This window comes from Peribacillus sp. NPDC097895, assembly GCF_050277555.1.
Classification (GTDB): Bacteria; Bacillota; Bacilli; order Bacillales; family DSM-1321; genus Peribacillus.
Window position 1 is genome coordinate 58,318 of record NZ_JBNNSH010000004.1, and the last position, 22,546, is coordinate 80,863.

18 protein-coding genes and 1 pseudogene are annotated in these 22,546 nt (G+C 35.4%); 15 read left to right on the top strand and 4 right to left on the bottom strand.

What is annotated here, in order from left to right; genetic code table 11:
- Window positions 1-80: 80 nt before the first annotated feature.
- Together ACQKMH_RS19425 and ACQKMH_RS19430 are read left to right on the top strand one after the other, a co-directional pair.
- A pseudogene (locus ACQKMH_RS19425) lies at window positions 81-335 on the top strand (IS4 family transposase); the annotation flags it as partial.
- A 733-nt stretch (window positions 336-1,068) separates the two neighbouring features.
- On the top strand, window positions 1,069-1,230 hold the full coding sequence (locus tag ACQKMH_RS19430; protein WP_427589066.1) for a hypothetical protein: 162 nt from the start codon (window positions 1,069-1,071) through the stop codon (window positions 1,228-1,230).
- A gap of 858 nt (window positions 1,231-2,088) precedes the next feature.
- Here ACQKMH_RS19430 and ACQKMH_RS19435 read toward each other — a convergent pair.
- Window positions 2,089-2,595 carry a D-lyxose/D-mannose family sugar isomerase gene (locus tag ACQKMH_RS19435; protein WP_427589067.1) on the bottom strand — a complete coding sequence of 169 codons (507 nt, stop codon included), beginning with the start codon at window positions 2,593-2,595 and terminating at the stop codon, window positions 2,089-2,091.
- Between the two features lie 253 nt (window positions 2,596-2,848).
- The gene (locus ACQKMH_RS19440; protein WP_427589068.1) at window positions 2,849-4,810 is read right to left on the bottom strand and encodes a BglG family transcription antiterminator; all 1,962 of its coding nucleotides are present in this window, start codon (window positions 4,808-4,810) and stop codon (window positions 2,849-2,851) included.
- A 658-nt stretch (window positions 4,811-5,468) separates the two neighbouring features.
- Between ACQKMH_RS19440 and ACQKMH_RS19445 the strand changes: the two genes are divergently transcribed.
- The 13 genes from ACQKMH_RS19445 to ACQKMH_RS19505 all read left to right on the top strand — a co-directional run bounded on the left by ACQKMH_RS19445 (window position 5,469) and on the right by ACQKMH_RS19505 (window position 19,873).
- Window positions 5,469-5,933, top strand: coding sequence for a PTS sugar transporter subunit IIA (locus ACQKMH_RS19445; RefSeq protein WP_148358993.1), 465 nt, complete (start codon window positions 5,469-5,471; stop codon window positions 5,931-5,933).
- A 79-nt stretch (window positions 5,934-6,012) separates the two neighbouring features.
- On the top strand, window positions 6,013-6,342 hold the full coding sequence (locus ACQKMH_RS19450; RefSeq protein WP_427589069.1) for a PTS fructose transporter subunit IIB: 330 nt from the start codon (window positions 6,013-6,015) through the stop codon (window positions 6,340-6,342).
- A gap of 3 nt (window positions 6,343-6,345) precedes the next feature.
- A complete protein-coding gene (locus ACQKMH_RS19455; RefSeq protein ID WP_427589070.1) occupies window positions 6,346-7,437 on the top strand; it encodes a PTS fructose transporter subunit IIC in 1,092 nt (363 codons plus the stop codon).
- Window positions 7,438-7,637: 200 nt separating this feature from the next.
- Window positions 7,638-8,546, top strand: coding sequence for a ketose-bisphosphate aldolase (locus ACQKMH_RS19460; protein WP_148358995.1), 909 nt, complete (start codon window positions 7,638-7,640; stop codon window positions 8,544-8,546).
- Window positions 8,547-8,868: 322 nt separating this feature from the next.
- The gene (locus tag ACQKMH_RS19465) at window positions 8,869-9,402 is read left to right on the top strand and encodes a type 1 glutamine amidotransferase domain-containing protein (protein WP_427589071.1); all 534 of its coding nucleotides are present in this window, start codon (window positions 8,869-8,871) and stop codon (window positions 9,400-9,402) included.
- Window positions 9,403-10,289: 887 nt separating this feature from the next.
- Complete coding sequence (locus ACQKMH_RS19470) at window positions 10,290-11,189, top strand: ROK family protein (protein WP_427589072.1); 900 nt, start codon at window positions 10,290-10,292, stop codon at window positions 11,187-11,189.
- Between the two features lie 17 nt (window positions 11,190-11,206).
- Window positions 11,207-12,154: a mannose-6-phosphate isomerase, class I gene (gene manA, locus ACQKMH_RS19475; RefSeq protein WP_427589073.1), complete on the top strand. Its 948-nt coding sequence runs from the start codon at window positions 11,207-11,209 to the stop codon at window positions 12,152-12,154.
- 1,653 nt (window positions 12,155-13,807) lie between these two features.
- Window positions 13,808-14,149 (top strand): cytidine deaminase, encoded by a 342-nt coding sequence (locus ACQKMH_RS19480; RefSeq protein WP_427589074.1) that lies wholly within the window; start codon window positions 13,808-13,810, stop codon window positions 14,147-14,149.
- A 759-nt stretch (window positions 14,150-14,908) separates the two neighbouring features.
- Window positions 14,909-15,358 carry an Lrp/AsnC family transcriptional regulator gene (locus ACQKMH_RS19485; RefSeq protein ID WP_098373035.1) on the top strand — a complete coding sequence of 150 codons (450 nt, stop codon included), beginning with the start codon at window positions 14,909-14,911 and terminating at the stop codon, window positions 15,356-15,358.
- 242 nt (window positions 15,359-15,600) lie between these two features.
- Window positions 15,601-17,217, top strand: coding sequence for a gamma-glutamyltransferase family protein (locus ACQKMH_RS19490; protein ID WP_427589075.1), 1,617 nt, complete (start codon window positions 15,601-15,603; stop codon window positions 17,215-17,217).
- Window positions 17,218-17,238: 21 nt separating this feature from the next.
- Window positions 17,239-17,811 carry a chromate transporter gene (locus tag ACQKMH_RS19495; protein ID WP_427589076.1) on the top strand — a complete coding sequence of 191 codons (573 nt, stop codon included), beginning with the start codon at window positions 17,239-17,241 and terminating at the stop codon, window positions 17,809-17,811.
- Window positions 17,811-18,338, top strand: a complete 528-nt coding sequence (locus tag ACQKMH_RS19500) for a chromate transporter (RefSeq protein ID WP_427589360.1) — start codon at window positions 17,811-17,813, stop codon at window positions 18,336-18,338. Before ACQKMH_RS19495 ends, ACQKMH_RS19500 begins: the two co-directional genes overlap by 1 nt.
- A gap of 272 nt (window positions 18,339-18,610) precedes the next feature.
- On the top strand, window positions 18,611-19,873 hold the full coding sequence (locus ACQKMH_RS19505) for an MFS transporter (protein WP_427589077.1): 1,263 nt from the start codon (window positions 18,611-18,613) through the stop codon (window positions 19,871-19,873).
- 1,102 nt (window positions 19,874-20,975) lie between these two features.
- Here ACQKMH_RS19505 and ACQKMH_RS19510 read toward each other — a convergent pair.
- Both ACQKMH_RS19510 and ACQKMH_RS19515 read right to left on the bottom strand, forming a co-directional pair.
- The gene (locus ACQKMH_RS19510; RefSeq protein ID WP_427589078.1) at window positions 20,976-22,067 is read right to left on the bottom strand and encodes a GerAB/ArcD/ProY family transporter; all 1,092 of its coding nucleotides are present in this window, start codon (window positions 22,065-22,067) and stop codon (window positions 20,976-20,978) included.
- A 175-nt stretch (window positions 22,068-22,242) separates the two neighbouring features.
- Window positions 22,243-22,413, bottom strand: a complete 171-nt coding sequence (locus ACQKMH_RS19515) for a CotD family spore coat protein (RefSeq protein WP_427589079.1) — start codon at window positions 22,411-22,413, stop codon at window positions 22,243-22,245.
- Window positions 22,414-22,546: the final 133 nt, after the last annotated feature.

The following is a 22,546-nucleotide window of genomic DNA, read 5'->3' on the forward strand; positions in this document are numbered from 1 at the left end:
CATGTTGATTCTAAATGATATTGTAAGTGCGCCCATGAACTTTCATAAACTTTTACTAACGTCCGGAACGAAATCCCTACTACTTATCTCCATCTTCTTTTCAACAACTAGTTAAAGAAGTTGGTTTTGTTCAACGTACAAGTAAATATCAAGCACAAGAATTAATTGTTTTATGTATATGGCTTAGCCAACAGGTCGCGAGTACACCACTCACACAATTGTGTAGCTGACTCGAAGCATCTACAGGTGTCCTCATAAGTCCCGAAGGGCTTAATCAACGATTTAATGATTCAGCCGTACAGTTTCTTCAACAAGGACTAGCTAACCTTCTAACATGTTGACTAAACACCACTGCCTTCGCATAGTAAGCACCGTTATCGTACGGAGCGGCATAATCAAGCTAACGGGAGCGTTGTATTATAAGGTCGACCAGTAAAAATTACTGGTTGACCTTTTTTAAATAGAATCTATTATATCAGTAGCTAGGGTAGAACGTACGGGTGCGTGGGACATGATCCCGTGAACTAAACTGTCTGCCCCCTACTTGTAGAAACATGTTTCTAGTTGGGACGTAGATCTCGTATAACAAGCGAAGCTATGACACTACATGGAGGACTAGGGGTACTGGTAAGTAAGTAGAGGAGGAAAAAACATTCTATTAGTAATTTGAATTCAATATATTAAACATCCTAATGATTTTTGGATAAAATAACCTATTTTTAATTATATAGTCTGCGCAAAAATCAGAATATTTCGTATAATATAATTATATTTGGTACGGACATCATGATGTGTATGAAGCTTTTTCAACAACATTTAGTAGGGGGGTCTCTTTCTAGTTGTTTACATGAAATATTTCTTAGAACATCATCGGTGTATATGGCATAAATCAAGGGGTGTTATGGAAAGGAAATTTAATCAGAAAAGGGGTTTTTTCTTGAAAAGAAATTTGTTTATCTCTCCCTAGTTTTTGTGCTTGCATTAGTAGGCTTTTCTTCAGGTACACTTCCAAACCATCTTGACCCTCTTGCACCTGACACTGTTTACTTTAACGGAAAAGTTATCACCATGGACAAAGATGCTACTATTGCCGAAGCGGTAGCAGTCAAGGAAGGAAAAATCATTGCTGTTAGTTCAAATAAGGAAATTCGCAAGTTAAAGGGACGGCACACGAAAGTCGTTGATTTAAAGAATAAAGTGTTATTGCCGGGATTCTTTGTGGTTGCTTAAAAGAGTGATTACAAAAACATTCCCATGCTAATAAGTACTTTTCAACTGGATCTTTTCCTTTTTCAATATAAACAGCTACCTCATCTGTGTAGCATTTCAAGAATTTCATTGAAGCGAAAAAAATCAAATGGTGTTCCCCTACTCTAATAGGTAGAAAATTATAAGATTATGAGAATACTGATGTAATATATATGGTTCTAGAAACCTTGTTGGTTCTTGTTGCATAAGATTAACAGCATAAAGGTCGTTTTTATCATTTATTATTCTGGTGATAAATCAAAGCTGATGAAAAGACTGCAATTATTAAAAACGATGCTTAAAGATTAGCTTCGTTTCCTTGCTCAATCATTGAAGTACATATGGGTTAACTAATGTATAAACAAAATGCTAACATTTTGCTATCGCAATCAAGTGAAAAAAGATAAAAAAACCATAAAGATATTACACACTCTCACTTAACGGGCGGCATGATGTATGATTTAAAGCCAAAAAAGTCCCACCAGTCACTTCGTACGATAACATAGTATCCTCTTTAAATATAGGGGGAGGGTTGATTTGTTTGCTATCTTTTTAACATAACGACTGCTATATCAAATATATATTATAATTATTTTAAAGAGAATCGTTAGCAAGTAAATTTATAAGAAACAGTAGCTGACTTAGATTTCTACTTTAATGGGAAATCAAGGGTTTTTATTTAAAAACCCAGAAAAACCCCCTTATAACACAAGGGGGTTTTTGGTGGTATATTGGGGAAAAACAAAAATATTGCCACCAATTACATCTGTTTAAAAAAAGGCCAATTATATCTACGATGGCAGCAAGAAAAAGTAAAAAGACTTGCTGACATTATTAATGCTATCTAACAATATTCGGATTTGTAAAGATATCACTACTATCATCACTATTTGATGAGAATTCGGAAATGATAGCTCCTTCAGGTCCGGATTTAAACCAATGGTTCGTATCAGTAGGGATGGTGTATTGGTCGCCTGGATAGAGAATGATTTCCCTTTGAGCTGTGTAGTATTCGGCATGTTTTGCCGGGGGTTTTGTTGAAATTTGACCTTCTCCTTCCACATATAGGTATACCATCCCTGAGCGACATCTGAATGTTTCTTGTTTTCCATCTTCACCGTTAATCCTTCGTGGATGACGATGTTCAGGGCAGGTCTGATTAGGTAGCATCACTAATTCTTTAGCACAATAGCGCTCATTATTTATATAGACAACTAATTGTAATCCTTCTTCATAAATGTTGCCTAAGCCCATATCTGTTACTTCTATGTTTGCTTTTTCCTCTTCATTCAGTACGATACCCGACTTATTAAGATAAGTTAACACTTGAGATTCGACATTTTTCATTTCGTAACCCTCCGTAAAGGTGGAATTTACTTCAGTGTGGGATTTTACTGCCCGTTAAGAGTGGGATAAATCTACTTTTTTGATGGAATTTAAAAGATGCAAATTAAATGCCTTGCGAGCTTCAATAATACAAATAGGGTAAATTATATTTGGATTCCATCGTTCCATACTTTATCTTTTGTTTAGATTTTGAGATGTATATTACTTGGGTTTTCGTTGGTCATAACCATTAAGACTTATCCTTTCAATCTATTCAAATTAATACTTTTTCTATTTCAGAAAGGGTGCTTGCCTGTATGAATCTTTCAAATACTACTTTATGAATGGATAAAGAGAATATTTCAGTTAATAGTTCATTTAATTGATTCCTATCTTTAAAAGCGATAACAATTTCTAAATTTGAATCAGTTGTAGTGACACCCTTTATGATATTGATACCCACAGCCGTTTCATTAACTACTTTTTGATCTATAAGAAAAACGGAAAATTGATTGTTTATTTTAGTTTCTGTAACAATCTTTTTATCAAGAAACCCTTTATAAAATGTAGTTCCATCTATCATTTTAGCTAGTATCTCTTTAAAGGAGTGTTCGTTTTCTAATCTCTTTGGTTGAATCAATATATAGCTTGGATGTAGGTGTTTTTTTAACAGAGGAAATGACATAATTCTAGTCTCTTTTGTTATACCATCTTCAATAAACCTCTCTTTAATATGCTTCACATCTGCATCATTGAGTAACGTCGATACATATGCGACAGGAAGGCTATTTTGTTTAAGTTTAACCGTTGAAATAATTAAATCAATGTCATCCAAGTTCGAAAAACGGTCCAGCCAGCTTGCCGATATCACATCAACAATCTCCCATTCAGGAAATGAACGGTTTATACGGTTCTTTAACAAGTGGGAGGTTCCTATTCCTGTTGAGCAAACTAAGATTACTCGTATTTTTTTAATTTTTTGTTCAATAGCTGCTTGGAAATGGACCAGTAAATAACTAATTTCATCTTGACTAATATAATTTAATTGATGAGCTTGCATAATAGGTAGAATTCCAAGTCTTACTAAAACAAATACGGAAGAGTATTCTTTGTAGAGCTCTTCTAAAAGAGGATTCTTTATGGCAATTTGGTACTTTACTCTATTCAGCATTGGCTTTAAATGGATGATTAATCCTTCATAAAGCTGACGATCATCTGTCAAATCCAAATTTATGATATTGGAAATAGTTTGAATTAATTCCTTTGCTATTATTCTTGAGTCTAAATCTGCTTTACTTAATAAATTCGTAGTATCAAGATTCAATGATGTAATGCATACGCCGGAAGAAATAAGATATTGATAAATAAAATAAATCTCTTCTTCAGGCAATGTTAACTCAAACAGTTTCGCAATTTGTTCTGCCATTTCTTTTGCTATGGAATATACTTTTTGATCGGTTATTGTTAAATTGTAAGTTACATCTTCTTGGTAAATGATTTTGCCTTTTTTCAGACGTTTAATACAAATTAGTAAATGAGTAAACATGTTTATGTAATAGGGATCGCCAATTAAATATCCTAAACGAGATTCTGTTTCCTCTAAAATCTGTATAATAATCTCGACATTTTTATGACCAAAATGATTTACTAATTCACTTAATGTTGCTTTTTCAATTCTGGATTCGATTTCATCTTCTATTTTTGGTTCTTCATTAATCAGCTCATTAATGAGGTATACCATTGCTTTACGAATATCTCCTTCTCGTCCGATCAATCGAGTACCATTCTTGTTTTTTTCCAACTTAAGGTTAAAAGGTTGTATCCATTCTTCAATGACTTTTAAATCATTTACAATGGAAGTGCTACTAATAAAATAGGCTTCAGAAAGTTTGTTAATAGAGGTTTCTCGAGGAGAATCATATAGTAAATTCGTTAAAATTTTCATTCTTCTTGATTCCACTGAAAGGCTACAAGCGACACTTTTATTCAATAAAGAAATTTCTTCGCTAAGTTTTAGCATTTGATCATCTGTTAAAACTAAAGATATACCTACGCCTGGTCTTTTCTCCAAATGGATATCTCTCTCTTTTAAATCTTCTTCGAGTACTTTTAAATCTCTATATATAGTTTTTTCGGATAATTGCATATGTTTAGAGATTTCTTTTACTGGAACATATTCTTTCTTACTAATCAGATAGTTCAATATTTCCCTGTTCCTATTTGGTAACGCTTTCATTAAAGAGCGCCTCCTGTCCTTTCATACAACAAATAATACCAGTCTTAATAAAATTGAAGAATACCAAACTGTGTCCACATCATTAAAGACATTTTATTATTCTTTATAAATCGATGATGAACCCTTGTAAGAGATTCAAGAGGTCTGGGTATCCGCTTGATTACTCATTCTCGAAAGAGTATATATCTAGTAATCAAGTAAAACCTATATCAATTATATGTATAGCCTGATTGTGGTGCAAGAAATATAGAGAATTTTCACATACAGATGCTATCATTCCAAAAAGAATGTCTATTGGTTAAAAAAGTAAGCAGAATTCAAGTGAGAGTATTATGAACTTGAATTCACTTTACATATGAAACTTTGATACCGTATCGATTGATTTCTTTAATTGTGTCCAGATGTGTTATGGACTCTTTAGGGTATTAATATGTCCTGAATGATACGGACATATTTTAGTATGTTCCAATATTTTGGATGATGCTATGATTTGAGTAAGAAAGGGGGGCGCCTCTTAAAGAAAGCGCTTTAAATACGAGTTATTAACTAGTGAAATTTCTATTGATTGTGTTCCAGCAAAAGAATTAAGGTGAGAATACAACTCATTAGGGTTGGAAGAAGCAAGAACTCAAATAGATGATAAGAAGGAGAATTTACAATGGACATTACTAAGATTATTAATGAAAATCTAATTGATTTAAACCTTAAATCAAAAACAAAAGATGAAGCGATTTGGGAACTTGCCAAATTATTAGAAAAAGACGGCGCATTATCTTCAAAAGAAGAATTTATAAAAGATGTCTATTTAAGAGAGGCCGAAGGACAAACAGGATTAGAAAATCATATTGCTATTCCTCATGGTAAATCAGCAGCCGTATTAAAAACATCCCTGGCTATTGGACGTACTGAAAATGCCATTGAATGGGAAACGCTAGATGGCAAACCTGTTCACTGTATTATTCTATTTTCGGTCAGGCTTGTTGATCAGAATACGACTCACATCAAGTTGTTGTCTCAAGTAGCTAGTACACTCGCTGACGAGGAAATTGTAGAACGTTTGTTAACTGAGCCAGAACCAGCTGACATTATAAATTTATTTGCTCATAGAGAAAGTATTTCATAACGATTTGATGATATGTTCGGTCAGCATACCATTCAATTTAAGCTCATTTCAAATGAAAAAAATAATGGGAGGGATTTATATGAAAATTGTTGGGGTTGCTGCATGTACAGCAGGAGTTGCACACACGTATATTGCCAAGGAGAAATTAATTAGAGGTGCGAAAGCTCGTGGGCACGAAGTGAAAGTTGAAACTCAAGGGACAATCGGAACAGAAAATAAGTTGACAAAAGAAGAAATTGCTGCTGCTGATGTTGTTATTTTAGCAGTTGATATAAAAATCGGTGGTGAGGAACGATTTAAAGGCAAGCCAGTTATCAGAGTTAAAACAGAAACAGTCATTAAATCACCTATTAAATTTATAGAAAAAGTAGAACAATCATTAGGTGTATCACCATTAATGGGAGGTTGATCTATGCACACTAAAGCTAATAATACCGCTTCAGCAATTAAAGGACATTTACTGACAGGTATTTCATATATGATACCCTTAATCGTTGCATCTGGGCTGTGTATAGCGCTAGGACAAATTTTAGGCGGGATGAATGTTAGTGAAGCAGAAGGTACGATTCCATATATGATTAATCAAATTGGCGGTTGGGGAATGGGATTAGTTGTCCCTGTTATCTGCGCAGCAATTGCATATTCTATTTCTGATCGCCCCGGGATTGTACCAGGATTGATTGTTGGTTTTATTTGTGCACAGATAAATGCAGGCTTTATTGGTGGTATGTTGGGGGGGTTTTTGGTTGGTTATGTCGTTATTGGCATTAAATATTACGTGAAATTGCCAAAATCGATGCAAGGGTTAATGCCCATTTTAGTTATTCCTTTTTTTACAACGTTGATTTGCGGTCTGTGTATTTTCCTTATTATCGGTCAACCAATTGTATGGTTGCAAGATAGTTTGACGGACATGCTTGAATCAATGCAGGGAGGTTCAAAATTTATGTTAGGAGCTATCTTGGGGATGATGGCTACCTTTGATTTTGGCGGACCAGTCAATAAAACAATGTCACTTTTTGCGGATGGAATGTTGGTCCAAGGTATCTATGGACCAGAGGCTGTCAAGTTTGTGGGCTCAATCATACCACCATTAGGTATTACATTATCTTATTTTATTACAAAAAACAAATATACACAATCGGAAAAAGAAGCGTTAAAAGCAGCATTTCCAATGGGGATTTGTATGATCACTGAAGGTGTTATTCCAATTGCAGCGCGAGATCTAATTCGTGTAGTTACTTCTTGTGTCATTGGCTCCGCTATTGCTGGAGGACTTATTATGATTTGGGGTGTAGAAGCTCCAGTACCTCACGGTGGCTTGTTTGTGGTTCCACTGTTTACCCATCCGTGGTTGTTCTGCCTATCGTTAATAATAGGTTCTGTCATTTGCGGTGTAGCTTTATCATTAATGAAAAAGCCGGTAACTGAAGCGGATGAAGATTTTGATGACACCGAAGATGATAACGTATCTTATGATGACATTGTATTTAAAGTAGAGTAATTGTTTGTTTACTAATTTGAAAGCGCTTTGTTTACTGCAGGGATAGAGTATTAATCATTATAACGATTAAATATTTTCCATAGGCTATTTATGAAAGGTGTGATGCCAAAACTTGATTATAGAATTCTAAAACGCAGGTAAAAATAGTTTAGTAGTTTTAACAGAGAATAATATTAAAAACTAAAGGAGATGGATAGATTATGTTAATCACAATGAAAGAGTTACTTACAGTTGCTAAAGAAAATAAATTTGCGGTAGGAGCATTTAATGTTGCGGATAGCACATTCTTAAGAGCGGTAGTTGAGGAAGCAGAAAAGGTAAATTCACCAGCTATTATAGCTATTCATCCATCTGAATTAGAGTTTTTAACTGACGAGTTTTTCTCATATGCAAAGCAACGCGCTTATGTAAGTAACGTACCTTTTGTGCTTCATTTAGATCATGGTGGTTCAATTGAAGACATCATGCGAGCTATTAAATGTGGCTTCACTTCAGTAATGATTGATGGGTCATTGTTACCTTATGAAGAAAATGTAGAGTTAACAAAGCAAGTAGTAAAACTTGCACATGGTGTTGGAGTTTCTGTAGAAGGGGAGCTTGGCACTATTGGGCAAACAGGTAACTCAATTGAAGGAGGAGTTACTACTGTCACTTACACTGATCCTGCACAAGCAGAAGATTTTGTGGCACGAACAGGCGTAGATACACTAGCTGTTGCGATTGGTACAGCTCATGGCATATACCCAAAAGATGTTAAACCAGAACTACAAATGGATATTTTGAAAGAAATTAATCAACTCGTTGACATTCCATTGGTTCTCCATGGTGGTTCTGCTAACCCAGATAGTGAGGTTTCTGAATCTGTACAGTTAGGCGTATGTAAAGTTAATATTTCAAGTGATATGAAGTTCTCTTATTTTAAAAAGGCTCGTGAAATTTTAAGCACTACAGAATTGTGGGATCCAAATGCAATTTATCCTGAATGTATTGTAGAAGCCCAAAAAGTGATTAACCATAAGATGAAACTATTTAATTCTATCGGAAAAGCTGGTTTATATAAAGAATTACGTAATGAACAACGTAAGGCTGAAAGTGTTAGTCTATACTAATATTTTCACAAGATAGGAGCTGTTATATAAAATGATGTACTAAATTTGACATGGTTAAGAGATAATCATGTTCGATTTTCTAAAAAAAAAGCGGATGACGTATCCCCCCAACATAGGGGGGTGATGCCATCCGCATATGTAGATCTTTAAGGATAGATTCAAGATGCCTGGGACATCATTTGTAAGTGCACTTTAAGAAAAGAAGATGATGTCGAATAATCAAGTTATTTGACTACAAGTCTTATCTTTGACTTTTTACCTTTCCTTTCTAGCAATTTAGGGTAAAAGGTAGACTAAATTATTTGAAGGGAAGGGTTTTAACATGCGATTACAAGGAAAGAAAATTGTCAGTCTAGTGCATGGTGAATTTGAAGATTTAGAGCTTTGGTATCCGATTCTTAGACTCAAGGAAGAAGGAGCAATTGTCCATCTTGTTGGAGAAGAAGCAAATGAAAAATATATTGGAAAATACGGTTTACCTGCTCAGTCCGAACTAGCGTATCGAGATATAAAGCCAGAGGAATATGACGCAATCCTAGTCCCAGGAGGCTGGGCACCTGATAAAATACGACGGTTTCCTGAAGTGATTTCATTGATTCAACATATGGAAGAAAATGAAAAACCTATTGGGCAAATCTGCCATGCGGGCTGGGTGTTAATATCTGCTAAAATTTTACAGGGAAAAAAAGTAACCAGTACACCGGGAATTAAAGATGATATGGAAAATGCAGGTGCCATATGGTATGACGAACCAGTTGTGACCGACGGACATCTTGTATCAAGTCGTCGCCCTCCAGATCTTCCAGACTATTTAAGAGAATTTATCAATGTTTTGGAACAAAAAGTGATTTCATGAAGAGGTTCTGTAAGGATGGCTTGTAAGAAATATGTGTTTGGGATTGATCTTGGCACAACGTTCTGAATAGACATTTTAGTCATTCAGGAAGGAGAAGTCAAACCAAAGGTAACGAAGGAGTATCCGCTAATTCATGAACCGGGATACAGCGAACAAGACCCTGAACAATTGGTTATTCAGACGTTTCAGGCATTAAGCGAGCTTGTCAAATTATCCATTTTTCCTTCTTCTGATATCGAATGACCGAGCTTTACTAGAAAAATGTATAATTTTATTGGATTGTAAAGATAAGGTGATCAGACCTTTGATTCTATGGAATGATACACGCTAGACCTAACAATGTCTAAAAATAAAAAAGCCAAATAGGCAGTCGTCTCCTGGACATCACAAAAAACCAGCGTTAGTAGGACTCAACCTTCCTAAATTAATGTGGGTTCAGGAGAATTAGAATAGATTTTAGAAATATTAGTGTTTTCTTATCCGAAGGATTATCTCATTTTCGCTTAATTAAATAGATAGCCAATAAATATTAAGGTGCAGCAGGCACTCATCTGTTGAAAATGTGAACAAATGTAAGAAGTTATATCAACCTATTAGTTACCTTTTAATTAACAGAATATTCCGATATAAGTCTTGGCGGATTTAATTTCTACGTATTAACTGTTTTACTGTTTTTGGGTGAACACATGCAATTGCAAAATGATGTGTGGTGATAATGCTAACTCATTTCTCGTGGTTAATTCTGGATATAAGACTCAAAGATTCTTGATTCTTAGACAGTAGTCTGGTGATGGGTTGCTTTAGATTTTTAAAATTAATCACACTAGACATAATTTGTGCGGCATAAGTGCCTTAATTATGGGGCGAAAAAGGGTGGTAGGAAAACTATGAATTTAGGTGCGATAGAAGCAGGTGGAACAAAATTCGTATATGCAGTTGGAGATGAACAAGGGAAAATCATCGATCGAGTTTCAATTCCGACAACGACCCCGAAAGAAACGATGAACAATGTTATTGATTTTTTTCGAGGGTATTCAATATCGGGCATTGGCCTCGGTTCTTTTGGGCCTGTTGATTTACATGTAGAAAGTCCACTTTATGGTCATATTACTATGACGCCGAAAGTCGCATGGCGAAATTATGATGTTCTAGGCGAATTGAAGAAGCATTTTCCTATCCCCATCGGATTTGATACCGATGTAAATGCAGCTGCTTATGGGGAAAAGATCTGGGGAGCCGCTAAGGATGTAGACAGCTGTATTTATATGACGGTCGGAACAGGTATTGGAGTGGGTGCAATTGTAGGAGGGAAGTTGCTCCACGGACTTATTCATCCTGAAATGGGCCATATTTTGGTACGCAGACATCCATTAGATCAGTATGAAGGAAAATGTCCATACCATAAAGATTGCTTAGAAGGCCTTGCCTCTGGTCCAGCAATTTCTGAAAGATGGGGGAAGGCTGGTTTGGAACTTCATAATCGAGCTGAAGTTTGGGAAATGGAAGCCTTTTATTTAGCGCAAGCATTGGTAAATTACTTGTTAATCTTATCACCCAAAAAAATAATCCTAGGAGGAGGCGTAATGATGCAGGAGCAGTTGTTTCCTCTAATACAGAATAAAGTTAAAGAGTTAATCAATGGGTACATTCATCATTCTGCCATTCTATTAGACATTGAGGAATATATAGTACCTGCAAGATTAGGTCAAAACGCAGGAATCAGTGGTGCTCTGGCTCTTGCTATCAAAGCAATTAATACAGATTTAAAGGCATTGAAAAATTTTTAAAAGGAGCCTTTTTATTTATGAATAAACCATTATTTCTAAAGCCGGTTTTTCAAGAGCGGATATGGGGAGGCACTGCTTTAAGAGATAAATTTAATTACGAAATTTCAACGGAACATACTGGAGAGAGCTGGGCTATTTCTGGTCATCCAAATGGTCAGAGTGTTGTTAAAGGTGGTCCTTATAGTGGGAAAACTATCAGGGATTTATGGAAATCCAATCATGATATTTTTGGAAACTACCCGTCGGACGTATTTCCATTGTTAACAAAGGTGCTTGATGCAAACAAAGATTTATCTGTTCAGGTTCATCCGAATGATGACTATGCAAAAGTTAACGAAAATGGAGAATTTGGAAAAACAGAGTGCTGGTATATTATCGATTGTAAAGAAGATGCAGAGCTAGTTTTCGGACATACTGCTCAAACTAAAGATGAATTCATTCGGCAAATAGATGCAGAAAACTGGAACGAGCTCCTTCAACGAGTGAAAATCAAGCCGGGTGACTTCTTTTATGTTCCCAGTGGAACGATTCATGCACTGTGTGAAGGGACACTCGTCTTAGAAATACAGCAAAATTCAGATACGACATACAGAGTATATGATTACGACCGTACAGATCAAAGCGGAAATAAGCGGGAATTGCATTTGAAAAAGGCAATCGAAGTTACAGCAGTTCCTCATTCCAATGTTGAAATAGAGTTGAAATATGAAGTGAAACCCGGTGCTAAGTTAACCACATTTGTAGAAGCAGAATATTTTTCTGTTTATAAATGGGATATTAACGGAAAATCTACCTTTGTTCAGGATAAATCATTTATGCTCTTTAGTATTCTAAGTGGAGAAGGAACTATTAAGGTTGGAAATGAAAGTTATACAATTAGAAAAGGAGATCATTTTATCATGCCTTCTAATATCGGCGAATTCATTCTAGAAGGAACGATGGAGATTATTGTATCGCACCCATAACAGCTAATCCTTATGATTATTAATCCCGCTCGTAAATGTCCACTTTTTTTTAACACATAAAGTTTATCTTAAAGATCCTTTTTTCATTATCGTGACTTATCAAAGGGGTAAAGCTGATTTTGAAGCAATGAGGTAAAAATTCATCTATATGCAAATCTCAGTTATTAAAAGCACATAATAGACATTTCAAGTCTAATATCTCTAATTTAGATTTTTAAATCGGCTTCTTAAGCAAACAGGTGCTTTACTTCAATTTGGAGTTGCTTTGGCAGCTCTTTTTAGTATAGAGCTAACGGGGGAGTTAAGTATAATAACAAGCATCAAATTGAAAACTATGCATGTAAACTCAAATAGAAATAAGCTAGTCAAACTGAATTTGCTTTTTATACGTCTATTAGTTGTAGTTATTCTAATTCTAAGCACTCTATTATAGTTCAAGCTAAAAAAATCCAATATTATCCCGAAAGTATAACTCTTTACGAAATCAAGAAGAAAGTTGTTTTTTACATAGAAGAAACTCGTCAAAAAAGTAGACGTTGCTGTTTTGAACAAAGGTTATATGTTGTCCCATAATAGTTTCTTCATCAAGTTTACAGTGAGCATGTATAGTTTAGCACAATATTTTTTTTTGATTTTCGTAATGTCTTTCAAGGTTGGAAAGGTTCGACTAGAAAAGATATGAGTCATTTTTGAGTTTCGCTGTAGAAAATCTATAATAATCTTCCTGTACGGTCATGCACTATGTGACTACTCCTATAGGAGCTCATACGGTATTAAGTCGGGAGTTTAAAGTGAAATTGGAAATGGATCATACAGAAACGAAAAAAGTTCAGGTCCCAAGCTGAAATTGCGTAATAGTTTGATAGAAATGGAAGGACAGAAATGACATGGATAATGGACTACGTTTAGAACTACTTAAACATTATAATCGAAAAGATGTGCATAATATTTTTGACCCATACAGTCCTTTTACATCAGGTTCAAGTTGAAAAGATGCAAGTTTTGAATAATTTCTCGCATCTCTTCAGCTTCTTTTTTTTATTTACAGTTTGTAGCCTCGAGTAAGATTGAGAAAATTAGAAACGGTCCTTCTTTTTAGCAAATTGCCTCCTAGTAATTCTTGACCGGTGTTTCTTCAATGGAAACAGGGGGGGAACAGGTCCAATTTCTGAACAGATTATATTACAAAACGTTAAACCAATAGCACAAAAATAAATACATATTGGGGTTCCACAACCCATCTGGCACAAACTAAAAAATTGTTCACAGATATCGCAAGGGTTGTTTGCTCTTAAAGGTGAGCATTTACAGTTACAATTTACGGACACTTTGAACTGCCCAACTAGGTTCATTTCTACTATCTAACAATTGAAAAACACCTCGATTAATAAGCTTGTACTACATTATATTCTTGAATGAATGAAGTTCTTGGATATTTTATTAGCCTTTTTTATTAAGGCTATGTTAAAGGAAAAGGTTTATTTATAGCAAAATGGTACAGTCACACCAACCCTACATCTGATCGAATTATTTTCATCTCAACTGGATATTTATGTTGAACTAAGAATAAGTTTGTGAGAGTTTAGACTTAAACTAACGGCGCAGGTTTGTTTAACAAGTAATGTATAATTAATCATTGTGAGGGGAATTTTTATGTTAAAGGTAAAACCTTTGGAAAATAGAGATTATGAACTTACTGTTATTCTTCCAACATTTGCTTCAACGTGCACTGCTGAAAAAACATTTCCCGATGTTGTTCTAACAGCTGCAATTTCAGAGGGAGACCATGAATTTGAAACAATTGTAGCTGTAGCACATCCGCATCCTCATGAAGATATAGAAAATTGCTTGGTCGTTGCTCCGTGTGGTATGTGTCGTGAGTTAATAAGTGATTATGGAAAAGATACCGATGTAATTTTTCCTTATAAAGGCGAATTAGTGAAATGTAATGAAATGGAGTTGTTACCGGAAAAATACACAAGTGATATAGAATGATTAGTTCTTAGTCAAAGACTAGTAAATAATTTGTGAATAAATGTACTTAAACTAAACGGGTGCTTTAGTAAAAGAAGGACATTAAAATACAATGAGCTTGGAGATACATTTCCCAGCTCATTTTTTTGTTCATTTTTTACTTTAACATTCAATTTTTTATGGACAGCTAACGATGAGTGACTTTTTAAGATGAAGGTCGCTTTTTTTTATTCCTTAAGAAAGATAGTGAAATAATGTACTTAAACTATAGGGTGCTATAGTTCAAGAAGCTAAAGGCAGCAATTATTAATATTATTTTGTTCTTCCACCAATCGGGCGCGTTAGTTGAAGATGGAGTTGCGATGGCAGCTCTTTATTCTTGCTGATCAACTTACGAATAGGTAAAAGGACCACACATATTAGACATATCAAAAATGTGTGGTCCTTTTAATATCAAAGGTTAAACTTACCTTACCTAAATATAACATGTGATCATTTGCAAATCTGGATATTTTAAATTTGCTTTCTATACACATTCAATTATTTCTCTTTTTGTATGTCTTCCCAAGGTTCAAACAAAAAGGGAATTCCAATCATGTACTAATGATGTATAAGGTATTTATTCCCTTCATTAATTGATTTCTTTATGTAAAGTAGATTAAACTTTTCAGTATGGGACAGAAAGTTTATTATTAAGTTAATACCTAGTAAAAGCAAGCCTCTTAAGAGTTGTAGTTTTTTAGTAGGAATCCCAATCACAAGGCAAGGTGTGTGAAGCAAATGGAAATTAACGATACAGATAAAAAAATTTTAGAGATATTAATGCAAAATGGTCGAACTTCGTATTCGGATATAGGAAAAGAACTAAATCTATCACGCAATGTTGTACGTGATCGTGTGCAGCAACTAATGGAAAAGGGTGTTATTGAAAAAATCAGCGCTGTTATCAACTCTGAAGCTGTAGGTAAAAAAGTATCAGCCTTTTTTGAAGTGGATTGTGAACCTGCAGACTTAGTGAAAGTAGCAGAAAAACTAGCTAATAATCCAAGTGTTGCAAGCTGTTACCAAATGACAGGACCTAGTACATTACATATGCACGTTTTAGTTGAAGACTTTGCTTCCTTGGAATTCTTTATCAATAATGAACTATACGGGATAGAAGGTATTTCTCGAGTAGAAAGTCATATTTTACTACGCCGTTTCAAAAGTAGATCAGGATTAAAACTATAATAAACTCCTTATAATCGGGGAGTTTATTTTTTTTATATAATTTTACTGAAAATTAGAACTTTTGTAAAAATATGTTTTACTATTCCGGAAAATAGTATATAATCATTTTTAAATCGTGCAATTGTTATTAAATGAATCCAGTTTAATTAACAAACGCTAGAAAATAACGTTTTTTTCGTTCGTTTGGTTATTCTGCCGCTTGAAAATGAGTGCATATTACATTTAAAGGGAGAGGGATTATTATGGCTTTACAGTTAGATCCACATTATTCACCTTATACATCACAACGAAATGTAGTATATGCCAAGAATGGAATGGTCGCTACGTCTCAGCCTTTAGCCGCACAAGCAGGGTTAGATATTTTGAAAAAAGGCGGAAATGCGATTGATGCAGCCATTGCAACAGCTGCTTGTTTGACAGTAGTGGAGCCTACCTCAAACGGAATTGGGGGAGACGCTTTTGCACTTGTTTGGACTAAAGGACAATTACACGGACTAAATGCAAGCGGTCCAGCACCTATGAATATCTCCATCGAGAAGGTAAAAGAAGATGGACATGAAAGTATGCCAAAGTACGGCTGGCTGCCGGTAACTGTACCAGGTGCTCCGGCTGCTTGGGTAGAATTATCAAAACGTTTTGGCCGACTACCGCTACTAGAAGTTATGAAGCCAGCAATTGAATATGCCGCAAACGGATTTCCTGTTTCACCAACGCTAGGTCGCTTTTGGAAAAAGGCATTTGAACAATACAAATTGGAATGTACAGGAGCAGAGTTCGAAGCTTGGTTTGAGACCTTTGCTCCTAAGGAACGAGCACCTGAAGTCGGAGAAATATGGTCGTCTCTTGACCACGCTGACACACTAGAAGAAATCGCAAGAACAAACGGAGAAAGCTTTTACAAAGGGGCACTTGCAGAAAAAATTGCAGCAGCTTCTGCGACTTATGGGGGCTATTTAACAAAAAATGATTTAGGAAACTTTAAACCAGAATGGGTTGATCCCATTAAGGTAAACTATCGCGGCTATGATGTTTGGGAAATCCCACCAAATGGACAAGGTATCGTAGCTCTTATGGCACTAAACACACTAAAAGGATTTGATTTTACAGCAAAAGAAGAAACAAACACATACCACAAACAAATCGAAGCAATGAAACTTGCTTATACTTGCGGCAAGCAATACATTACAGACCCTAAGCATATGGGTCTAACTGCAGAAGAGCTATTAAGTACTTCGTATGGCCAGCAGCATCAAGCACAGATTGGAAGTGAAGCATGCATGCCAGTTCCAGGTGTACCGCCACGCGGAGGAACAGTGTACCTTGCAACAGCAGACGGAGAGGGCAACATGGTATCGTTTATCCAAAGTAATTACATGGGCTTCGGTTCTGCGGTTGTTGTACCAGGAACAGGAATTGCATTACAAAACCGAGGACATGATTTCAGCCTTGATCCTACTCATTATAACTGCCTTAAGGGCGGTAAGAAAACGTACCATACGATTATTCCAGGATTTTTAACGAAGGATAATCAACCTGTGGGACCATTTGGTGTAATGGGAGGATATATGCAACCGCAAGGGCATGTTCAAGTAATTATGAATACAATAGATTTTCACTTACATCCTCAAGCAGCTTTAGATGCACCAAGATGGCAGTGGAAAAACGAAAAAACTGTAGAAATAGAAAAAACATTCCCATCCCACATTGCAGAAGAATTAGTACGAAAAGGACATGATATTAAAGTGTCGGTAGACTCAGGCTCGTTTGGACGAGGTCAAATTATATGGCGAAACCCTGAAACGGGTGTACTGATTGGTGGCACAGAATCAAGGACAGATGGAGCAATTGCTAGTTGGTAATCCACAGAAAGGATTGATTCCATGAAACAACTAGACATTTTTATCGCGTTTTTTCGCAGCAGCATGCTTGGATATGGTGGGGGGCCTACAACGATTCCTCTCGTTCAAAAAGAGGTAGTAGAGCGGTTTAAATGGATGAACAATGAGGAATTTGGCGATGTGTTAGCGATTGGAAATACGTTACCTGGTCCAATCGCAACAAAGATGGCAGGCTACATCGGATTTCGTATTGGTGGTGTACTTGGAATGATAAACGCCATTTTTTCCACCATTTTACCAACTATCATTTTAATGATTATATTACTCAGTACATTAATTGTGTTCAAAGATTTGAAATGGGTTCAAGGTATGACAAAGGCAGTTGTACCGGTAGTAGCAGTGATGCTTGGAGTCTTAACATGGGAATTCGTACAGAGTTCTATTAAAGGACTCAAGTGGTTTTTTACTACATTGCACATCATCGCCGCATTAGTACTTATCGAATACTTCGGTATTCATCCCGGTTTTTTAATAGGAGCTCTATTAGTTATTGCTGTAGTAAAACCTACCAATACGTTGGAGAAAAAGAAAAGGCAGAAGGGACTATCAGCATGATAATTTATTTGCATGTCTTTTGGGTCTTTTTCATCACTAATATTTTAGGATATGGCGGAGGACCAGCAACCATCCCTCTCATTCAGAAAGAAGTAGTAGAGCATTATAAATGGATGACCTCCCAAGAATTTAATGAAGCTTTAGCGATGGGGAATGCCCTGCCCGGTCCGATTGCAACAAAGATGGCAGGCTACATCGGATTTCAAGAAGGTGGATACCTTGGCTCATTCCTGGCAGTATTTGCATCAGTTGCTCCGTCTCTTATACTCATGCTAACTCTAATGGGACTTCTGTATAAATTTAGAGCTTCTCCGCAAGTTAAACGCATGACGCTTTACGTCAAACCGACAATTGCGGTGCTTCTTGGAGTGATGGCATTTCAATCATTCTATGAATCTTATTTTCAAATAGGAATAGGACACATTCTATTCTTAGGAATAGGCAGTTATTTATTAATACAAAAAGTGAAAGTACACCCTGGATTAGTAGTATTTGCTTCACTCATATATGGTGCAATCAATTTGTAGTGTAAACACTCTGTAGAGTCTCTATTAGAGGCTCTATAGAGTACACAATAGTGTGTGTTTATAAACCCAACTACTTAATTCACAGATGAGCATCACATTTTATATTCGGAATTTCCAAAAAATAAAGCGCTTTCTTTTTCGGATTTACGATAAAAAATACAGCCATATTGATCTTAATTAAAATTAATAGAGTTTAGGTGCTTCCTTTACTAAGTTGATTCATGTATTGAACTTATATCATTTTATTATCAAAAAAGGATGTGTTTTCTGTTATGAAATTAAAATGGATTGTTCTAGCTTTTTTGTCCGTTCTTTACTTGATTAACTTTACCGATAAGGCGATTATAGGGTACGCAGCTATTCCTATTATGGAAGATTTGGATCTTAATTATAGTCAATGGGGTATAGTTGGAAGCAGCTTCTTTTGGTTCTTTTCAATAATGTCTATAATTGGAGCTGCATTGTCAGATCGAATTGGAACGGGTAAAATGCTCGCTTTCATGGCTATTGGTTTGACAATAGTGCAGTTTGGAGCATTGACTATTTACGGATTACCAATGCTAATTTTGTCTCGTGTCCTGCTAGGTGCTATTGAAGGACCGTTTCATGCAACTGCTATTAGCCATATAAGCAAACATTTCGTTCCTGAACAGCGAGGGCTTGCGATTTCTATTATGAATACAGGTAGCATGATTGCTAAATTTATGGTTCCTCTTCTCATTTACATGATTGGAATTTATGGTTGGAGAATGGTATTGGTTTCTTTAGGAGTATTAAGTATGGTTTGGGCAGTTCTGTGGCTATTTACTTTAAAAGGGGAAAATGGGAGAAATATAGTGAAGAGTGAATCTACCTTAGTTTCCGAGAAAGTAAAATGGTCAGAGATATATCCACTTTTTCTATCTTCTACTTTTATCTTTACTTGCCTTGCTCTTTTCATGGCTTACTGGATTCTTACATGGTCGTTTATATGGATGCCGACCTACCTTGTTAAAATTGTCCATTTAACACAAACTCAGATGGGCTATGCAGTCATGTTCATAGGCCTTGGTTCTGCTCTTGGTGGTATGCTTATCTCATTTATATCAGATCTGTTACTCAAAAAAACAAAAAATCTTCGACAATCCCGTGTGCTTGTGGCTGGACCATCACTAATATTAGCTTCTGTATGTTTTTATTCTACAACATTTGTCCAAAGTACAATTGGAGCAATTATTGCCTTATTTTTGGGAATGGCGTTTGTAAATGGTATGTTTCCACTTGCACCCCAGATTGTGAATCACTTACTTCCTGAACGAAGAGGATTAATGTCAGGTGTTTTACTAGGGATTGCAAACTTGTCAGGAATTATTGGTCCAGCTGTAATTGGTTTTGTTGTCCAATCTGCAGGCGATAACATTAGGATCGGTTTTAATTACTCTGTTCTATTGACTGCCACTTTATTATTAATTGCCAGTCTTATTTTCTGCATTTTTACAAAACCTGATAGTCACACGAAAAAATCACCATTATCTACTGATGTTGTAAATTTATAGAAATAAAAACAGGTGGGAAAACTAAACACCGACCTCTCCGTATACCGTGTGTACCTTCTGGTATACGCTGGTTCAATTAAGTCAAATCCAGAATAAAATATCTTTCATAGACGCTTTAGTGCCCTTGACGATTCCAATAGGAATTATCGAGGGTTTTTGTGTAGGTTTCTGGTGTAAAACCTTCAAAACAAGGGCAATTAAACTTTAAACCTGAACATACTGATACTAATCTAAAAGAGATGTGGATCGATACGCCATTGAAAGAAAATAATTTGTTTAAGTGGATGCATTATCAGCCTAAAAATATATTCATCTGACTGTTAGATGGTACTTACAGTAATGGGATTCCGATTTCGGTCGAACTGACAGGGACATAGAAAATGATGGATTAGGGGAAAAGTAAAGATTGTTATAAGTGAGGTTCTCTATATAAAAAATCAGGAAATTGTTTTTAAAAATGCCACACCCCTTAATAAAAAAAATTAAACGGAAATCCATTCTATATATTTTTGAATGGGTTTTCTTTATCCTTATTACACTCTCTTAGTTAGATAAATATATCTCACGAATTATGAGAGGCGATATAAAAGGTATTTGATTATCCAAGAATGAAAGTTATTAAATCAAAAAAACGCATCAAGTTTAGAAGATGGAATAACCAATTTCTTCGTAAAAGTACACTTTTATGCAAAATTAAAAGTCCTTAATAGAAGTAAAAGGGTTCTAGTGTAAAACTCACTCGTTAGAAACAAAGTGTGGTTTCCTTTAAATTGCTAGCTTATGAAGATAATCCAAACTCCATTAAAGGGCGCATTAATTGAACAACGAATTTTTTATTTTATTGTAGTAAATCTTAATGTTGTTGTAGTAAATGAGGTCATATGTAGTACAAAGAAGGGCAGATAAAGCAAATTTTATCTATCCCTCTAACCGTATATAACCATGATTGGAAACTCATATACTATGTCCGGAAAATGAGCAAGTTCAAAGAGCACCCTTGATGCACCTGAATTATTTCACTTCAACATCAAGACCCGATACATCTTTCGCGATGATAGGACTTGCAAATTATTTATTGTTTAAAATTGAAATTTCAACTTTGTCATAAACGTTTTCTCAAATTTTTTATGCTTAGGATAATAAAAAGAAAAGGCAAGTATAAAACAAGAAAGCTCACGCTGTATGGATTGATTAATTTATTTAATATATCTAAGGCTTCGAAATCAAAAAGAAATATATTGATAAGTAGTATGATTATGGACATTGCCCACAAGGGATACTTTTGCTGGACATTGAATAAGCGCTTGACCCCCCTGCTGGCAGCCCACAAAGGAATGACCATGTTGGGTATGATAACAAGGGCCCACCAAGAAACTGTTATGTATTCGAACCGTTGAATAAAGGGCAATTCAATAATACTGGACAAAGTTAGTGTTGGCCATAGGGTAAGGACCAACAAACTCTGTGAATAAAAGGCTTTTGAAACAAAATAAATAAATAAGATCAATAACGTAGTGGCTAAGGCTCCTCCATGAGCATACTTTTGTGTTTTTTCAGCATTTTTGATGAATGGATAAAACATCAAAATCATTTCAAAACCAAGCATTGATAATGAAGTAGTTCTAGTTCCTTTCATTATTTCCAATAATGTATGATTAAAAATAGGAAGAAGATCAGTGAAATAAGCGAATTTTAAAGTATATAAAGGTATAAATAAAAGCCAGTATGAAGCTATTAAAGATAAAAAGGTAATACCCGTAACTGAACGGAATCCTCCCGAAATTATATAATAAATCAGGATTAGGAAAACCAAAGCAAACATCCAAGAGGGGACCTCGTCAAACATCCAAACATGTAAGATATTTATATAGCCGATTATGATCGTCATGCCAAGGACAAAAAAGTAAAGAATGAATAAGAGACTGAAGAAATTCCCCATCCATTTACCAAATGCATGATTATTAGCGGAAATGATATCACCAGGAACCATACTGAAAATCTTATATATAACCCAAATTAAAATATGAACAATTAATCCGGCTAAGATGATGGAAATCCAGCCATCGGTGCCAGTTACCTTAGCTAAATCTCTTTGAAAACTCAACACGCCTAATCCTATTTGCATGGAATGCACTAAAAAAAACACATAGAATGGCGATACCTTATACTTGTCATTAACAATAGTTTGGTTCATAAAGGTCCCTCATTTGTATCACTCATATATTTATAATCTGGCTTTTACAAGTGAAATCTATTCAAAAAGAATATAAACGTTCAGTACACAGTTCGAATAAACCATATGGAAAAAATGAATTGTCATATTGTAGCGCATTCATAATAAAAACCCCAAATAGGGGCTAATGTTAATATCAGAACGACTTTGGTGGGCAACAAAGATATGGTGGACATGAATTGTTTGGAACTCCACAAAAAATGTGTTCGATACAATACTCATTCACTACTGATTGAGTATGAGGGAAATAATGTTTGAAAGGGTTCACATGCTTATTGACTGTTTTAGTATGTGATGGATGAACCATAGGTATCACCGCGAGACATTAGTATTAACAAATTGTTTGGTTGGTGAAATTTGAGGTGGCTCATACTGAGCCGGCAAAGTTTGTGGTGGACAACCAGGTCCCATCAGTTATTATACATGTCTACACCTCTCAT

Excerpts from the sequence above, each read along its gene's own strand:
- ACQKMH_RS19430 (WP_427589066.1), top strand. The coding sequence starts at position 1,069 with ATGGACAAAGATGCTACTATTGCCGAAGCGGTAGCAGTCAAGGAAGGA.
- ACQKMH_RS19435 (WP_427589067.1), bottom strand. The coding sequence starts at position 2,595 with ATGAAAAATGTCGAATCTCAAGTGTTAACTTATCTTAATAAGTCGGGT.
- ACQKMH_RS19440 (WP_427589068.1), bottom strand. The coding sequence starts at position 4,810 with ATGAAAGCGTTACCAAATAGGAACAGGGAAATATTGAACTATCTGATT.
- ACQKMH_RS19445 (WP_148358993.1), top strand. The coding sequence starts at position 5,469 with ATGGACATTACTAAGATTATTAATGAAAATCTAATTGATTTAAACCTT.
- ACQKMH_RS19450 (WP_427589069.1), top strand. The coding sequence starts at position 6,013 with ATGAAAATTGTTGGGGTTGCTGCATGTACAGCAGGAGTTGCACACACG.
- ACQKMH_RS19455 (WP_427589070.1), top strand. The coding sequence starts at position 6,346 with ATGCACACTAAAGCTAATAATACCGCTTCAGCAATTAAAGGACATTTA.
- ACQKMH_RS19460 (WP_148358995.1), top strand. The coding sequence starts at position 7,638 with ATGTTAATCACAATGAAAGAGTTACTTACAGTTGCTAAAGAAAATAAA.
- ACQKMH_RS19465 (WP_427589071.1), top strand. The coding sequence starts at position 8,869 with ATGCGATTACAAGGAAAGAAAATTGTCAGTCTAGTGCATGGTGAATTT.
- ACQKMH_RS19470 (WP_427589072.1), top strand. The coding sequence starts at position 10,290 with ATGAATTTAGGTGCGATAGAAGCAGGTGGAACAAAATTCGTATATGCA.
- manA (WP_427589073.1), top strand. The coding sequence starts at position 11,207 with ATGAATAAACCATTATTTCTAAAGCCGGTTTTTCAAGAGCGGATATGG.
- ACQKMH_RS19480 (WP_427589074.1), top strand. The coding sequence starts at position 13,808 with ATGTTAAAGGTAAAACCTTTGGAAAATAGAGATTATGAACTTACTGTT.
- ACQKMH_RS19485 (WP_098373035.1), top strand. The coding sequence starts at position 14,909 with ATGGAAATTAACGATACAGATAAAAAAATTTTAGAGATATTAATGCAA.
- ACQKMH_RS19490 (WP_427589075.1), top strand. The coding sequence starts at position 15,601 with ATGGCTTTACAGTTAGATCCACATTATTCACCTTATACATCACAACGA.
- ACQKMH_RS19495 (WP_427589076.1), top strand. The coding sequence starts at position 17,239 with ATGAAACAACTAGACATTTTTATCGCGTTTTTTCGCAGCAGCATGCTT.
- ACQKMH_RS19505 (WP_427589077.1), top strand. The coding sequence starts at position 18,611 with ATGAAATTAAAATGGATTGTTCTAGCTTTTTTGTCCGTTCTTTACTTG.
- ACQKMH_RS19510 (WP_427589078.1), bottom strand. The coding sequence starts at position 22,067 with ATGAACCAAACTATTGTTAATGACAAGTATAAGGTATCGCCATTCTAT.
- ACQKMH_RS19515 (WP_427589079.1), bottom strand. The coding sequence starts at position 22,413 with ATGGTTCATCCATCACATACTAAAACAGTCAATAAGCATGTGAACCCT.